This is a genomic window from Niallia sp. FSL W8-1348, assembly GCF_038006745.1.
Taxonomy (GTDB): domain Bacteria; phylum Bacillota; class Bacilli; order Bacillales; family Cytobacillaceae; genus Niallia; species Niallia alba.
The window spans coordinates 349,283-364,898 of the sequence record NZ_JBBOVV010000001.1; the positions used below are offsets into that span (position 1 = coordinate 349,283).

The 15,616-nt window shown below is 36.0% G+C and carries 14 protein-coding genes; 1 reads left to right on the forward strand and 13 read right to left on the reverse strand.

Annotated features, from left to right (window positions below):
* Positions 1 to 83: 83 nt before the first annotated feature.
* Complete coding sequence (locus NST60_RS01830) at positions 84 to 1,763, reverse strand: DAK2 domain-containing protein (protein ID WP_016201073.1); 1,680 nt, start codon at positions 1,761 to 1,763, stop codon at positions 84 to 86.
* A 16-nt stretch (positions 1,764 to 1,779) separates the two neighbouring features.
* Complete coding sequence (locus tag NST60_RS01835) at positions 1,780 to 2,142, reverse strand: Asp23/Gls24 family envelope stress response protein (protein WP_016201072.1); 363 nt, start codon at positions 2,140 to 2,142, stop codon at positions 1,780 to 1,782.
* Between the two features lie 382 nt (positions 2,143 to 2,524).
* On the opposite strand from NST60_RS01835, the gene rpmB reads away from it, so the two are divergent.
* The gene (rpmB, locus tag NST60_RS01840) at positions 2,525 to 2,713 is read left to right on the forward strand and encodes a 50S ribosomal protein L28 (protein WP_016201071.1); all 189 of its coding nucleotides are present in this window, start codon (positions 2,525 to 2,527) and stop codon (positions 2,711 to 2,713) included.
* Between the two features lie 155 nt (positions 2,714 to 2,868).
* Here rpmB and spoVM read toward each other — a convergent pair whose 3' ends face one another.
* The 11 genes from spoVM to NST60_RS01895 all read right to left on the reverse strand — a co-directional run bounded on the left by spoVM (position 2,869) and on the right by NST60_RS01895 (position 15,612).
* A complete protein-coding gene (gene spoVM, locus NST60_RS01845) occupies positions 2,869 to 2,949 on the reverse strand; it encodes a stage V sporulation protein SpoVM (RefSeq protein WP_016201070.1) in 81 nt (26 codons plus the stop codon).
* A gap of 88 nt (positions 2,950 to 3,037) precedes the next feature.
* Positions 3,038 to 3,682 (reverse strand): thiamine diphosphokinase, encoded by a 645-nt coding sequence (locus NST60_RS01850; protein WP_169188362.1) that lies wholly within the window; start codon positions 3,680 to 3,682, stop codon positions 3,038 to 3,040.
* 316 nt (positions 3,683 to 3,998) lie between these two features.
* Complete coding sequence (rsgA, locus tag NST60_RS01855) at positions 3,999 to 4,880, reverse strand: ribosome small subunit-dependent GTPase A (protein ID WP_101730038.1); 882 nt, start codon at positions 4,878 to 4,880, stop codon at positions 3,999 to 4,001.
* 150 nt (positions 4,881 to 5,030) lie between these two features.
* Positions 5,031 to 7,040 carry a Stk1 family PASTA domain-containing Ser/Thr kinase gene (gene pknB / locus NST60_RS01860; RefSeq protein ID WP_145999682.1) on the reverse strand — a complete coding sequence of 670 codons (2,010 nt, stop codon included), beginning with the start codon at positions 7,038 to 7,040 and terminating at the stop codon, positions 5,031 to 5,033.
* On the reverse strand, positions 7,037 to 7,795 hold the full coding sequence (locus NST60_RS01865) for a Stp1/IreP family PP2C-type Ser/Thr phosphatase (protein ID WP_101730039.1): 759 nt from the start codon (positions 7,793 to 7,795) through the stop codon (positions 7,037 to 7,039). Before NST60_RS01865 ends, pknB begins: the two co-directional genes overlap by 4 nt.
* 6 nt (positions 7,796 to 7,801) lie before the next feature.
* A complete protein-coding gene (gene rlmN / locus NST60_RS01870) occupies positions 7,802 to 8,899 on the reverse strand; it encodes a 23S rRNA (adenine(2503)-C(2))-methyltransferase RlmN (RefSeq protein ID WP_101730040.1) in 1,098 nt (365 codons plus the stop codon).
* Complete coding sequence (rsmB, locus tag NST60_RS01875) at positions 8,896 to 10,248, reverse strand: 16S rRNA (cytosine(967)-C(5))-methyltransferase RsmB (RefSeq protein WP_016201065.1); 1,353 nt, start codon at positions 10,246 to 10,248, stop codon at positions 8,896 to 8,898. Before rsmB ends, rlmN begins: the two co-directional genes overlap by 4 nt.
* On the reverse strand, positions 10,235 to 11,194 hold the full coding sequence (fmt, locus tag NST60_RS01880; protein ID WP_016201064.1) for a methionyl-tRNA formyltransferase: 960 nt from the start codon (positions 11,192 to 11,194) through the stop codon (positions 10,235 to 10,237). The genes rsmB and fmt overlap by 14 nt, the downstream gene beginning before the upstream one ends.
* Positions 11,187 to 11,675, reverse strand: coding sequence for a peptide deformylase (gene def / locus NST60_RS01885; RefSeq protein WP_016201063.1), 489 nt, complete (start codon positions 11,673 to 11,675; stop codon positions 11,187 to 11,189). The genes fmt and def overlap by 8 nt, the downstream gene beginning before the upstream one ends.
* A gap of 364 nt (positions 11,676 to 12,039) precedes the next feature.
* On the reverse strand, positions 12,040 to 13,851 hold the full coding sequence (locus NST60_RS01890; protein WP_016201062.1) for a glycoside hydrolase family 2 protein: 1,812 nt from the start codon (positions 13,849 to 13,851) through the stop codon (positions 12,040 to 12,042).
* Positions 13,852 to 13,869: 18 nt separating this feature from the next.
* Entirely contained in the window at positions 13,870 to 15,612 is a 1,743-nt protein-coding gene (locus tag NST60_RS01895; RefSeq protein WP_169188360.1) for a glycoside hydrolase family 2 protein, read from the reverse strand.
* Between the last annotated feature and the right edge of the window lie 4 nt (positions 15,613 to 15,616).

Here is a 15,616-nt window from a genome sequence, read left to right on the forward strand (position 1 = left end):
CCGTCCGTCCCCACCGTTCCACCTCCCCTAAAAAACAAAAAAGGGCATACCTCTCCTAAGGCACACCCTTTTTTAGCTAATGATTATTCGATTGAAAAGATGAAGGAATATAGTGGTTGCTTACCGTCATGAACTTCAACTTCCACATCTTCAAAATTTTCTTCAATAAAGGATACAAGCGTATCTACTTCTTCTTCCGTCGCTTCTTCTCCTTTGATTACCGTTACAATTTCAGAATCCTCATCAATCATAGATTGTAAAAGTTCTTGTGCAGATTCTGTTTTTTCTTTGCTTTTTACAACGATTTTCCCATCTGCAAGTCCCATAAAATCGCCTGTTTCAATCTCTAGCCCATCGATGCTTGTATCTCTGACCGCATACGTAATTTGACCTGTTTTTACATGTTCAAGCGCAGCTTTCATATTCTTCTCATTTGTTTCTAAATCACTAGAAGGATTGAAAGCAAGCAACGCTGACATTCCTTGAGGAACAGTTTTAGAAGAAATAACAACTACGTCTTGTTCTAATACTTCAGCTGCTTGTTCTGCTGCCATAATAATATTTTTATTATTTGGCAAAATAAAGACTTTTTTCGCGTTAATATGTTTCACTGCATTAACAATATCTTCTGTACTAGGATTCATCGTTTGGCCGCCCTCGATAACATAATGAGCACCGATGCTTCTAAAAAGATCTGCAATTCCGCTTCCCATAGAAACCGTTACAATCCCATACTCTTTTTGTTCTTCAACAGAATGAGCGCTAATTGCTTCCTCTTGTTCTGCTGAATCCACTAAGTTGCTATGCTGCTCGCGCATATTTTCAATCTTCATTTTTACTAAGTTACCGTACTTTTGACCAAATGATAAAACTTCACCTGGATGATTAGAGTGAATGTGAATTTTCACAATCTCATCATCTGCGATAACAAGTAAAGAATCTCCGTATTTGCTTAAAGCCTGTCTAAAGTCTTCTTCTGAAAACGGCTTGTTTCCTAATTTCTCCTGTTCTAAACGAACCATAAACTCTGTGCAATAGCCAAATTCAATATCTTCTGTATTGATATAACTATGAACATTTTTATGATGCTCTGCATTTACTAATTCGTTCATTGAAACAACGTTTTGAACAGCGTCAGGAAGTTTTTCACCTTTAAGCTCAGCAAGGAAGCCTTCATAGACAAATACTAATCCTTGCCCACCACTGTCCACAACACCTACTTCTTTTAAAACAGGTAATAGGTCAGGTGTTCTATTTAATGAAGCTTTCGCTTCTTTCACTGTATCTTCCATGATAACAATAATGTCGTCATTCGTTTCGGCAGATTGAACCGCTTTCTTTGCAGAATCCTTCGCAACTGTAAGAATCGTTCCCTCTACCGGTTTCATTACTGCTTTATATGCTGTTTCCACACCGAATTGTAAAGCTTGTGCAAATTCTTTTCCAGTTATTGTTTCCTTTTGCTCTATATGTTTTGAAAAGCCTCGAAATAATTGAGAAAGAATAACCCCAGAATTTCCTCTAGCTCCCATTAATAGCCCTCTAGATAATGAGGTTCCAACTTTACCGATATGCGATTGAATATTCTTTTGAACTTCCTTTGCACCTGAAGTCATCGATAAATTCATATTCGTTCCTGTATCTCCATCTGGCACTGGAAAAACATTTAACGCATCTACATATTTAGCATTAGAGGATAAATGGTTTGCTCCTTGGATTACCATTTCGGCAAATCGCTTTCCTTCTAAAACTGTAATTGACACTGTGTTTCCTCCTCTACTACGGGTTCGTCACACGAACTCCCTGAACGTAAATATTAACCGAGTCAACGGCAAGTCCAACTGTCTTATTGAGCGTGTATTTTACTTTTGATTGAACATTGTGCGCAACCTCGGAGATTTTCGTTCCGTAACTTACAATGATATACATATCAATATGTACTTCTTCTTCAACTTTTCGAACGATTACACCACGTGTAAAGTTATCTTTACGCAAAATATCTGTTAAACCGTCTTTAATTTGATTTTTCGACGCCATTCCAACGATACCGTAGCAGTCTACTGCTGCTCCACCTGCGATTGTAGCGATAACTTCTGTTGATATATCAATTTGTCCGAAATTCGTTTTTAGTTCAATGGACATGAGTTTTCCCCCTTTGGAATTGCTCCTTGACTACTGACATTTTACTATAACCAAAACTTTTTTGAAAGCTATAGTTAAAAAGCTTATCATTATTATATAACAAAATAATACTACTATTAAAGTATTGGCACAAATTCAGAAAACAACTACTTATTTTACTATTCCCATAAAGAGTTGGAATAAACGAATTTATATAGTGAGAAATACATGTCAAGGAAATTTTCTTGAAAGCTTTTAATCCAACTATTGCATTCATTTAAGTTGTATGATAAATTATTAAGGTATCTGTAACGAGGATTATTTAGCAGACTATAAGTAAATTGCTATCTATGACTTTTCAAACTCATTTTAATGGGTTTCTGTAATAAGGAGGGAAATATACATGCCACGTAAATGTGTTATAACTGGAAGAAAAACAACTACAGGTAATGCTCGTTCCCATGCTATGAACGCTAACAAACGTACTTGGGGAGCTAACCTTCAAAAGGTTCGTATTTTAGTAGATGGTAAACCTAAACGTGTTTGGGTTTCTGCTAGAGCATTAAGATCTGGTAAAGTAGAACGCGTTTAATCAGATCAATTGCAATAAAAAAGGACATGTCACATGTCCTTTTTTATTTTGTCTCCAAACAATCAGCCAAGCCGTATAAGTACAGTAAGTTCTCGAAATTTCCCGCCTTAAAGCGAAAGGTTGTCTTTACTAAAAAAATCCGCTGAATCTTTTTGTTAGTCCTTCTTAAAGGTTCCTAACATTGCTCGGACAAGTCCTCCTAAAAATTTCGGCAATTTAATGGTATAAAATCTCATGAATACTGTCCCTCCTTAATCAATAAACATCGCTAGCACTTACATATCCTATTCAGATAAAACAAATTAGTACCATCATTTATCAAAATTAATCACAACTTCTTATTACCATTAATATGCCTTCATCAAAGGAAAAAGTACCAGTTTCTCGAATTAGTTCATTACTAATGCATAATGTGCTGCTCGCAGGAAGATTTCTCCTTACTAAAGGGTATTTAAAACCTTCTAAAGTTAGACCTACAATCTTTGTACTAAAAGGAAAAAATGAAATATATTTATATTCACTCATTTTTTTCAAGGTGTAAGAGCCTGCTGGGACAACGGCTACGCTATTTTGCTTATCGATAATTTCCACTTTAACATCTTTATGATCTATAGCTTCTCTTAATAAGAGCTGAAGGTTTGCTATCGTATGATCGAGTCTTCCTCCTGTTGCTCCAAATAGTCGAATGAGTGTTGCTCCCTCTTTGATTGCCCACAGAAGAGCAAGCTCCATATCTGTTTCATCTTTTTCTGGTTTAAACCGCTTAATAATTCCTGTTTTTGCTTCTATGTTATGTAGTTCTTCTTCTGAAATAGAATCAAAATCACCAAAAGCAGCATAGGTCGGAATAGATTTTTCCATTAAATAAATAACGCCTCGATCTACGCCAATCCAACAAATATCTTTCGGATACTTGTCTAGCTTAGGAATATACTGCTTAGGTCCACCAGCCATAATATGTACAATCATATTTCTCCTCCTCTTATTTCTTTTTCTATACAAAAATGCAGACTCTTTTTTATATGCCTATGTTTAAAACTAAACATAGCGCTATAGATAAAGAATCTGCTTTTAAAAGGTACATTCTAACTTAATTGAATTTGATTGTTTAAATGCTCTTTAGCTGTATTTTGATCCTGCAAAATGTTTTCTTTTGAATCGAAACAACCATTAAAAAACTAGGCTGGTTTCGTAAAGTTTGTGGTTATTCTCCGCAGCCGGAATACACTTCGCTTTCCGTGAGGCTCGCGTTAAGACAACAATCCTTTAGAAACCAGCAAAAAAACTAATACCGAGGTTTTCTATCTCTAATTTCTTGGAGAAAATCTTTGTAATGCTCATAACGATATAATGGGATTTCATTGTTTTCGACGGCTTCTTTAACTGCACATTTTGGTTCTGAAAGATGAAGACAGCCTCTAAATTTGCAGTTTTCGCTTGTTTTTTCTATTTCGGGAAAACAATAATTCAACTCTTCTGCTTCGATTTCCATAAACTCAAGGGAACTAAAACCTGGTGTATCGGCGATAAGACCGTCTCCGATTGAGATAAGCTCTACATGTCGAGTTGTATGCTTTCCTCTTCCTAAATGGGAAGAGATTTCATTTGTTTTTAGTTCTAAATCAGGTCTTATTACATTTAATAAAGAAGACTTTCCTACACCTGATTGTCCTGCAAATACTGATATTTTATCCTTAACATAAGGAAGTAACTGCTCTACTCCTAATTCTGTCTCAGAAGAGGTTAAAATAACAGGATATCCAATTGCCTCATATTGTGCTGCAAATTCTTTCATTTTTTCCGCCTCATGGCTACTCGCCAAATCCATTTTGGTAATACAGATGACTGGATCTATTCTGTTATATTCAATTAATACAAGAAAACGATCCAATAAAGCTGTACTAAACTCAGGCTCCACACTCGAAAATACAAGAATAGCCTGATCAACATTGGCAATTGGTGGTCTTACTAATTCATTTTTTCTTTCGCTTACTTCTAAAAGATAGCCATCTGTTTCGTTTTCCGCCTGAAAAACGACTTCATCCCCTACTAAAGGGGTAATCTTATTTTTTCGAAAAACCCCTCTTCCGCGGCATTGTATTAATTGACCCTCACTTAATACATAATAAAATCCACTTAATGCTTTAATGATTTTGCCTTTGGGCATAAATATAACGCTCCTTACTACTATAGCTCTCTTTTAAAAAGTTCTAGTATGTTTCAAAAAACTATGTGAAAGAACAACAGTCTTTTAGAAAACCACATTCTAAAAAAGCATTCCCTTTCTTTCTAAATTCAAACCACATACGAACGTCTATTAGTTTGGATAAGGAACTTCCTCATCAAGGATGACAACACTGTCAATTTGCACTCGATAATAGCCTTTTTGTCCCTCGGGAATTTGAAGATAGATTGTCTTTTTGGTATTCTCCGTAATCGTAAACGTTTCAGCAGGTTCTGTCATACTATTATTAAAATCGCCAATATAAATTCTTACTGTTTGTTCTACAGGCTTTCCATCCGGAGTCATTTCAGTTGGCTCATACGGTATCGAAATTTCTTTCATTACTTCTTTCGGTTGGACTTCTTTCTTTCCTTTAGAAAGAACAACAGAAATTTCTGTTCCTTTTTTCAAGTTAGTTCGAGCCTCTGGAGATTGGGAAATAACAAGTCCTTTTTCTACGGAATCACTATACTCTTCCGTAAATTTTACGGTCAACCCAACAGCATCAACATAATCATTTACTTCTTTTTTCGTATAATCGGATAAATCTTTTATGCTAATTAACTCGACGCCTTTACTAATTGTAAACTCTAAAGATGTTTCACTTGGCACTACTTCCTCATTTGGATCAAAATTCTGTTCTAATATTGTTCCTGGTTCACTATCATCGAATACCTCTATTGGATCAATATCTTTAAAATCAAAGCCTTCTGATTCTAATAGCTTCACAACATCATCATATTTCCTGCCTACATAATCACTTAAAACAACTGTTTCTTTTCCAAGGCTTTCGTAAATGACAATTTCTGTTCCTTCTCTACGTGCGCTTCCTGCACTAGGGCTTGTTTTAATAACATGACCTTTTTCTACCTCATCGCTATTCAAAGTGATAGTATCTGACACTACAAATCCTTTATCCTCTAGCGCCGTCTTTGCTGCATCTACTTCAAGACCAGTAACATCAGGAACTACTATATCATCAGGAGCAAGTAAATCTGGTAGTACGAAAATAACTAGTCCCATTATCAAAATCAATGCAAGAAACGTCGAAATAATAATTGCCGCTATTTTTTTACCTTTTTTCTTTTCTTTTTTCTTTTTCTCTTTCTTTTCCGGCTTTTTTGGTTTTTCGTTTACCTGCTGTTTTGCCGGGACTTCTTTCTCATTTTTATGAACAATTGTTTCATCGAAATTTTTATATAAACCATCATTTGTAATAACCGGAATTGCTTTTGTAGCTTCGTCATCAACCGGTATCGAAAACTTGGATTCATCCATTCTTTCTTCATCAAGAGCAGTACGCAAATCCTCTGACATTTCTTCCATACTATTGTATCGATAAAAAGGATCTTTTGCAGTAGCTTTTAAGACGATGTTTTCCACACTTTGTGGAATTACTTCATTCCATCTTCTGACACTAGGTGTTTCGGATTGTAAATGCTTTAACGCAATGGAAACAGCGGATTCTCCTGAAAAGGGAAGTCTCCCTGTCAATAATTCGAACATCACAATCCCAAGTGAATAAATATCTGATTTTTTATTCGCCATCCCCCCACGTGCCTGCTCCGGAGATAAATAATGAACTGAACCCAGTACAGAATTTGTTTGGGTAATACTTGTCGCACTCAATGCCATTGCAATTCCAAAATCCGTTACTTTTACATTCCCATCTTTATCTATTAAAATATTATGCGGTTTAATATCCCGATGAATTATATTATTTTGATGAGCATGTGCAATTGCAGAGGTTATTTGTTGCATAATTGCAATAACTGTTTCTACAGAAAGCGGTGAATGTTTATGTATATACTGCTTTAATGTATCGCCTTCCACATATTCCATAACAATATAATAGATGTCTCCTTCTTCCCCAACATCATAAATATTGACAATATTCGGATGAGCTAAGCTTGTTGCTGATTGTGCTTCGCGATGAAATCGTTTAATAAATTCTTCATCATTAACATAATCGAGTCTTAGCATTTTAACAGCTACATCGCGATCAAGAATCATATCATGCGCAAGATAGACGTTTGCCATTCCACCTCCGCCAACCATATCTAAAACCTTATAACGACCACTTATTCTTTTACCAATCATCATTGCACTTCACCTGCTTGATGACCATCCCCATGCTCTAATATAACAACCGTGATATTATCTTCTCCGCCATTTATATTAGCAGTTTCAATTAATGTGGAAGCTTGTTCCTCAAGTGTATTCTCTTTTTCAAGGATTTCTTTAATTTGTTGATCTGTTACTTTATTCGATAACCCATCTGAACAAATAAATATGATGTCTCCTTCTTCAAATACAATAGTCATCACATCAATATCTAATTGAGCATCTGTTCCAAGCGCTCGTAAAACGACATTTTTTCGTGGATGGTGCTCAGCAGCTTCTTTGGAAATCTGCCCCATACGAACTAATTCATTTACTAAGGAATGATCTTCTGTAATTTGTTTAAAGCCATCTTCGTTATAAAGATAGCATCTGCTGTCTCCAACGTGTGCGATCGTAGCAAAATTTTCTGTACTAATCACACCAATTATCGTCGTCCCCATACCTTCACATTCTGGATGTGTAGATGCATAATCAAAGACATACTGATTTACTTTTAAAATATTCGCTTTTAACCAGTTTTCTGCTTCATCTGCTGTTTTCATTTCCTCTACCATGTTCCAAAGTTCTGTCAGTTTTTCAACAGTAAGTGAGCTTGCAACATCACCAGCACGGTGTCCGCCCATGCCATCTGCTACGATGGCAAGGCGTTGACCGCTTTTATTTCTTATAATCGCTCCACTATCCTCATTATGTTGTCTAACTTTCCCCTTATCAGTCATAAAAATTTGACTCAAAGGTGATCACCTCGTCTCTTCTTTTCTCTCCTTCGCACGAAGCTGTCCACATGCAGCATCGATATCTGAACCTTGCTCACGACGGATTGTAACATTTACTCCATGTTTCTTTAACGTTTTTTCAAATAAAAAGATTTGATCTTTCGGTGTTCTTACATAATCTCTTTCTGGTACATAGTTTACAGGAATTAAGTTGACATGACACTTTATTCCTTTGACAAGCTCTGCTAGCTCTTCTGCATGTTCTACTTGATCATTTACATTTCCAAACAAACCATATTCAAAGCTCACTCTTCTTCCTGTTTTATCAACATAATAACGGATTGCTTCGATTAGTTCAGGCAGTTTATAAGCTCTGTTGATTGGCATTAGTCTACTTCTTAACTCCGTGTTAGGCGCATGAAGGGAAACAGCAAAATTAATTTGCATATTTTGATCAGCAAATTCATAAATTTTTGGGATAATTCCACTAGTAGATACCGTGATATGTCTTGCTCCAATATTTAATGCTTGTTCATGATTAATAATTTTTAGGAAACTTAACATATTATTAAAGTTATCAAATGGTTCCCCAATTCCCATGATTACGACCGAACTAACACGCTCGTCCATTTCATCTAATGCCTGTTGTACTTTTACGACTTGAGCAACGATTTCTCCTGCTTCTAAGTTTCTTTTTAATCCACCTAAAGTAGAAGCACAAAATGTACAGCCAATTCTACAGCCTACTTGTGTTGTTACACATACAGAGTTACCATAATCATGGCGCATTAAAACTGTTTCAATAGAGTAACCGTCATGTAATTCAAATAGAAATTTAATTGTTCCATCATTAGATGTTTGCTGAATAAGTGTGTTTAATGTCGTAATTGTAAAATGCTCTTGTAGCAATAGTCGTAAATTTTTCGATAAGTTGGACATATCTTCAAAAGAGGTTACTCTCTTTTTATAAAGCCATTCAAAAATTTGGTCGGCACGAAATGCCTTTTCATTATGTTCTGTTAACCAATCCTTTAATTCTTGCAACTGCATCGAGTAAATCGATGGAATCGTTGGTTCTTCTTTTTGTCTTCTTCTTGATGATGTTTTTACTTGTTCCATCATTGCACCTTCTTTCTTAATGCTGCAATATAAAAGCCATCTGACCCAAAATATTGCGGTAAAATCTGTAGCTCATTTCCTGTTGTATATTGTTGTAAATCTAATGGTAATCGTTCAGCAAGTGTTAAGTCTCTTTCAAACTGGACATTCTCTGCCAAAAACTTTTCAACGACTTCTTCGTTTTCTGCTTTATCTATCGTACATGTACTATATACTAACAATCCACCTTTTTTTAAAAGAGAGGAAACAGAAGTTAATAGATCTAATTGGATTTTCTGTAGTCGATCAACGTCTGCTTCTGTTTTCGTATATTTCATGTCTGGTTTTCTTCTCATGACGCCAAAGCCTGAACATGGGGCATCAAGCAGAATGCGGTCAAAGCTTTCTGCTTCAAGCGTACTGTCTAACTTTCTTGAATCCATTGCTTTCGTTTCAATCGTTGGTAAATCTAAGCGATCAGCATTTTGCTTAATTAGCTTTACTTTATGCTCATGTAGATCGATCGAAAGGACTTTCCCTTCCTTGTTCATCTTTTCAGCAATATGCGTCGATTTACCGCCTGGTGCAGCACAAGCATCCAATACCGAATAAGGCTTGTCTACATCTAAAGCATAGGCAACAATCATCGAGCTTTCATCCTGAATGGTTAAATATCCTTTTTCAAAAACTGTCGAGTGCGCTACATTCCCTCGGAGAATTTTTATACCTTCTGGAATTACGGCACTTACTTCTACTTGGAAGCCTTCTTCTATTAAGAGCGCTAAGCATTCGTCGACAGAGATTTTCGTTGTATTTACCCTTGCTGTTTGCGTTGGTGCTGTTAAGTTGATTTCGCACATTTTCCTTGCTTCTTCTAAGCTAAGCTGCTCAACCCATCTTTTGACAAGCCAATGAGGATGGCTTGTTTCAATCGAAAGTCTTTCTATATCGTCTTGAATCTCATTAAAAGACGGTAATCCTTGTCTAAGCATATTTCGCAATACCGCATTTACAAAACCACTAATTCCCTTATGGCCTCTTTTTTTAGCAATTTCAACCGCTTCGTTTATTGCAGCATGATCTGGAATACGATCCAAATAAACAATCTGATAAACAGTCATTTGCAGGAGAATATAAACCCATTCTTCTATTTTCTTTCCTTTATTAAGGAAAGGACGAAGATAATATTCAAGAGCCATTTTTCGTTGCAACGTTCCATAAACGATTTCTGTTAACAAACCGATATCTTTAGTTGGAATCTCATTTTTTTTAATCGTCGTATTTAATAATAGATTACTGTACGCTTGATTTTTTTGAATACTTTCCAGGATATCTAATGCTGCTTCCCGTACATTTTTTCTAGTTTTCTTCATTTGTAACTCCTAGTATTTCATTTACTTGCATTTTGCTGCCTGCACCTCGTAAAAATTGACCAATATCCATTTTCTTCTTTCCTGCTGGCTGCACTTCTGTTAATTGAATATACGTATCATTTCCAGTAGCAATAACCGGTCCTTGTTCCGTAATTTCTACAATCTTTCCAGGAACAGCCTCTATTTTTTTAGCAACTTTCTTTCCAGCCCATACTTTCATCACATTCCCTTGATAAAGGGTGAAGGCTACCGGCCATGGATTTAAGCCACGAATTTTGTTATAAATTTCTTCTCCTGAAGCAGACCAATCGATTTTTTCATCCGAACGTTTCAAGTTTGGCGCAAATGTAGCCTCCTCATCATTTTGAGGAATCGACGTAATTTCTCCTGCTAACAGTTTAGGCAAAGTTGCCGATAATAAATCACTTCCGACACTACTTAATTTATCGTGAAGTGTTCCAACTGTATCATCTTCCGTAATTTCTACTTCTGCTACGGAAATAATATCACCGGCATCTAATTTCTCTGCCATATACATAATCGTAATACCTGTTTTTTCTTTTCCCTGGAGAATACTATAATGAATTGGTGCTCCACCTCTTAATTCTGGAAGTAATGAAGCATGCACATTTACACATCCAAATTTCGGTGCATCCAATAGTTCTTTCGGTAGAATTTGACCAAAAGCAGCCGTTACGATAATATCTGGGTTAAGCGAGATAATTGTTTTCAGCTCTTCTGATTGGCGAATTTTCTCTGGTTGATAGACTGGAATATTATGTTTTAGAGCTTCCACCTTTACTGGAGGGGGGGTGAGTACTTTTTTTCTGCCAACAGGTCTATCTGGCTGTGTAACTACCGCAATTACATCATACTTTTCTTCTATTAATCTTTGTAATACTGGAACGGAAAAATCAGGCGTTCCCATAAATACTACTTTAGTCATTTGTTTCCACTCCTTCTAGCTCATCTTCCTCTAGATAACGAATCACTTTTGAAGTAAATAGTACTCCATCTAAGTGATCCATTTCATGTAAAATAGCACGCGCTAAATATTCTTCTGCTTCTATTATATATTTTTTCCCTTTTCTATTTTGAGCCTCTACTTTTATGGAAAAAGGTCTTTCGACATCTCCAAATAATCCCGGAAAGCTTAAACACCCTTCAGGTCCTACTTGCGAGCCGTTTATTTCTAATAGTCTTGGGTTAATTAATTCCAGTGTACCCATTTCGTCATCAATATCTACTACTGCAATTTGTTTTGAGATACCGATTTGCGGAGCGGCAAGTCCTACTCCATCAAATTCAATCATTGTCTCATACATATCATTTAATAGTTTTGCTAACTTTTTATCAAAGACTGTAACTTCCTCGCACGGTGTTTCTAATACCGGATCTGGAAACATTACAATTTGTTTTACTGCCACATTATTTCCTCCAAACGTTAAGAGCGATAGCCGGTTAAATTTGTATTTTAACGAAGGCTACTTTTTAATTATTGTTCCTATTATTTAAATAAAGTTCGTCCAAACAGCCTATACTAAAACTCATTCTTTTGTATTTTATCAAACCCTGATACCAAATAGCTATGTATTCCTTTTGGAAATTAATAAGTTCGTTTATTTATATTTGGGTTAACAAAATAAAAACCCATGTCAGGAAACTCAGGATAACTTTAAACCATCCATCATTTTCGCTGTCATGAGCCTTGAACATTTTAACATAATACTATCCAAAAAGAAAGGAACGGTTCCCCGTTCCCTAACTTGATTATAGTAACTAACGAAACATTTACCCCTTAATCGCCAATCGATCTGGAAAGAACAAATTATTCAGCTCTTTAATCTTTGCTAAATCGCATTTTGGAACGCGATTATACGTTAGAATACCATTAATCTCTTGTTCAACATCTGTTAGCTGTGTATAGCAATAGCCCCATAGTCCTTTTGATTGGAAAATTGCTTCCATGATTTTGCGGTATTCGGTTACATAATCTTCTGCATTCTCCACAGAAGTGTACCCCCAACCACTTTGATCGCCCATTTTAAATGCGATGCCTCCAAATTCTGTTAACAGAATTGGTTCTCCTTGATGGGAGTGATTTTCCGCATACACTTCCCATTTACTATGGGCATGGGTAAGTAAATTTTCAACAGTTGAAATAGATTCCTTGAAATATTGATATTTTGCCTTTTCATCTGCATTCCCATGACCGTAATTGTGAATCGCACAAATATCTGTAACCGTCGCTTCCCATCCGTCATTAGAGATTACTAGTCGTGTCCCATCAATTGCATGGAGCATATGATACATGGTTGTTGAAAAATGCTGCTGTGTTTTATCATAATGAATATCTGGAATACCCCAGCTTTCGTTTAGTGGTACCCAAGTGATAATGGATGGATGATTATAATCTCGTTCCACAATTTCCATCCATTCCTTCATTAATCTTGTTGCGGCTTCTTTTGTATAAACAGGAGCTGATGCACATTCTCCCCAGACTAGAAAGCCTAATGTATCTGCATAATGTAAGAAGAGAGGATCTTCTGTTTTTTGATGTTTTCTACATCCGTTAAATCCCATTTCTTTCGCTAATTCGATATCTTTTTTATAATCTTCTGCTCTCGGCGCTGTTAAAAGTCCCTCTGGCCAATATCCTTGGTCCAGCACAAGTTTCTGATAATACGGTTTATTATTTAAATAGACCATTCCATTTTCGGTATGAATTTTCCGATAGCCGAAATAGGATTCCACTTTATCTAAAACTGTTCCACTTTCATCACAGAGCTCGATGGAAACATCAAATAAATTTGGATGTTCTGGTGACCAAGTGTAACCGCCGTCATGGAAATTCGTACGGAAAATTTTATTTTGGATAATGTCAACTGCTCGTTTTTCGGCAATATTATTCATTTTAATTCGATCTTCTGCGATTAAAGTATTCTTAAACATCATTTTGTAGTTCACATAATAATTAGCTTTTGAAACTTCTGTATCCTTATTTAAAGCAAAATCTATCCATACGACACCGTGATCAAGATCAGATGTAAATCGAACTTTTTCAATATGTTCTTTATTTACTTGTTCCACCCATACAGTTTGCCAAATTCCTGTAGAATTCGTATACCAAATTGCTCGTGGCTCATCTTCCCAAAACTGTTTGCCACGTGGGATTGTTTCATCTTTTAAAGGATCATAGACCTTAACAGTAATACTTTGTTTTTCTTCTGCTAAATAATTCGAAATATCAAATGAAAACGAAGTATGTCCGCCTTCATGGTCTCCCACGAATTGTCCGTTCACATAAACTTTGCAATAGTAGTCGACCGCACCAAAATGCAAAATTGTTCTTTTACCAGGATCATTGGGGATAACCACTTCTTTCTTATACCATACATATTCATGAACCGTTCTTTCCCCAATCCCACTTAACGTAGATTGGTAAACAAACGGTACTTGAATTTCTTTATCAAGTGTTTCTTTATTAAAATAATGCTCTTTTTCTCCAACATTCTCATCATCAAATTGAAATTGCCATGTTCCATTTAAGTTAATCCACTGATCACGCACGAACTGAGGGCGCGGATATTCTTGTCTCGTCATCTTTATACACTCCTATGATTATAATCTTCGGGTATTTACCTGTCTTACTCTCTCAACGGAAACTTTTGGTTTTCTATCGATTGTAAGCAAGCCGTTTACTTCTTGTTGTACATCGGTTAGTTGTGTATAACAATAACCACATACATATTCTAAATCTTGAACAGCATGATGGATATCTTCAAAACGTTTAAAAAACGCTTCTTCATCCTTTACTTGATTTCCATAGCCCCAACCATCCTCTGTTTGGAAAGCGATTCCGCCAAATTCAGAAATAAGGATCGGCTGACCTTTATATGGATAACCATCTGCAAAGGCATAAAAACCTTTATTAAACTGGATAGAATTAGACATTAATTTTTCATTATCTTCATATCTGCTTGCAAGAAGTGATCCGTATTCTTCATAATCATGCAGTGTGATAATATCGGAAATAGTATGTTCCCAACCATCATTTGTGATAACAGGGCGATTGCTATCATATGCTTTTGTTAAATGATAGATACTTTCCGTAAAAGCCTGTTGCTGCTTGTCATGATGGATATTACCAATTCCCCATGATTCATTAAATGGTACCCATGTGATCACACTTGGATGGTTGTAATTTTGCTTCACAATTTCCAACCATTCATGGGAAAAATTACGAATTGCTTTGTCATTAAATCCAAACGTTGAACCAACTTCTAACCAGACAAGAAGACCTTTTTTATCCGCTAAATATAAAAATCTACTGTCCTCTACTTTTTGATGCTTCCGGACTCCGTTATATCCCAATTCTAATACTTTATCGATATCTTCTTCTAACGCCGCAACACTTGGTGGTGTTAAATCCGATTCTTCCCAGTAGCCTTGGTCTAAAATTAAGCGTTGATATAGCTCTCTATTATTAAGAAGGATTCTATTTCCTTCAATGGATATCTTACGCATACCAAAATAGGATTGAACTTCATCAAGTAATACATCTTGATCGTACAATTTAAGAGTCAGGTCATATAGATTCGGATTTTCTGGACTCCAAGCCTTCATTGTCCATGGATCTAGTCTTTCTAATACACTTCCTTTAAGTGAAGCAGCATTATCAACTATATTAGCAGTTAATTCATTAATCACTTTGCCATTAAATCGGATAGATGCCACTACTTTGTATCCTTCTGCTGTAAACGGAATATCAGTTGTTTCTACTTCAATCACAATTTCTTGCTCATCAAATAATGGCGTAATTTTTGCATGATTTAAGTGAGCTTCATTTACATATTCTAACCAAACGGACTTCCATATTCCCGTTGTTTGAACATACCAGCAGCCAAAATTCTCATCATGCCAGCGCTGTTTTCCTCTCGGTTGTGCACAATCCTTGGAATCTTTGACTTTAACAGTCAGTTTATTCTCACCAGATGTCACATAATCGGCTACATCTACAGAAAAACCATGGTAACCTCCTTGATGGATGGTTACGAGATTACCATTTACATAGATAAATGCCTCATAATCTACTCCTTCAAAATGGACAATCGGATGTTTTTTCGTATCATCGATTGTAATCGTTCTTTCATACCAAACCGTTTCGTGGTGTTCTTGTTGATTAATACCACTTGCTTTCGTTTCATAAGTGAACGGTACATTTATTGGTGTACTCTCTGGAAAAGATGCATACCATCTCTCCTTCTCTCCTACTTTTTTATCATCAAAAGCAAATTTCCATTCTCCGTCTAAAGAAACCCATTCCGCTCTGTGAAATTGAGGATTTGGATGCAATTCATTCATTAAT

Bases quoted from the DNA above. Each gene is read 5' to 3' on its own strand.
- NST60_RS01850 (WP_169188362.1), bottom strand. From the start codon at position 3,682: ATGATTGTACATATTATGGCTGGTGGACCTAAGCAGTATATTCCTAAG.
- NST60_RS01895 (WP_169188360.1), bottom strand. From the start codon at position 15,612: ATGAATGAATTGCATCCAAATCCTCAATTTCACAGAGCGGAATGGGTT.
- rpmB (WP_016201071.1), top strand. From the start codon at position 2,525: ATGCCACGTAAATGTGTTATAACTGGAAGAAAAACAACTACAGGTAAT.
- NST60_RS01835 (WP_016201072.1), bottom strand. From the start codon at position 2,142: ATGTCCATTGAACTAAAAACGAATTTCGGACAAATTGATATATCAACA.
- NST60_RS01890 (WP_016201062.1), bottom strand. From the start codon at position 13,851: ATGACGAGACAAGAATATCCGCGCCCTCAGTTCGTGCGTGATCAGTGG.
- rsmB (WP_016201065.1), bottom strand. From the start codon at position 10,248: ATGAAGAAAACTAGAAAAAATGTACGGGAAGCAGCATTAGATATCCTG.
- rlmN (WP_101730040.1), bottom strand. From the start codon at position 8,899: ATGATGGAACAAGTAAAAACATCATCAAGAAGAAGACAAAAAGAAGAA.
- spoVM (WP_016201070.1), bottom strand. From the start codon at position 2,949: ATGAGATTTTATACCATTAAATTGCCGAAATTTTTAGGAGGACTTGTC.
- rsgA (WP_101730038.1), bottom strand. From the start codon at position 4,880: ATGCCCAAAGGCAAAATCATTAAAGCATTAAGTGGATTTTATTATGTA.
- fmt (WP_016201064.1), bottom strand. From the start codon at position 11,194: ATGACTAAAGTAGTATTTATGGGAACGCCTGATTTTTCCGTTCCAGTA.
- pknB (WP_145999682.1), bottom strand. From the start codon at position 7,040: ATGATGATTGGTAAAAGAATAAGTGGTCGTTATAAGGTTTTAGATATG.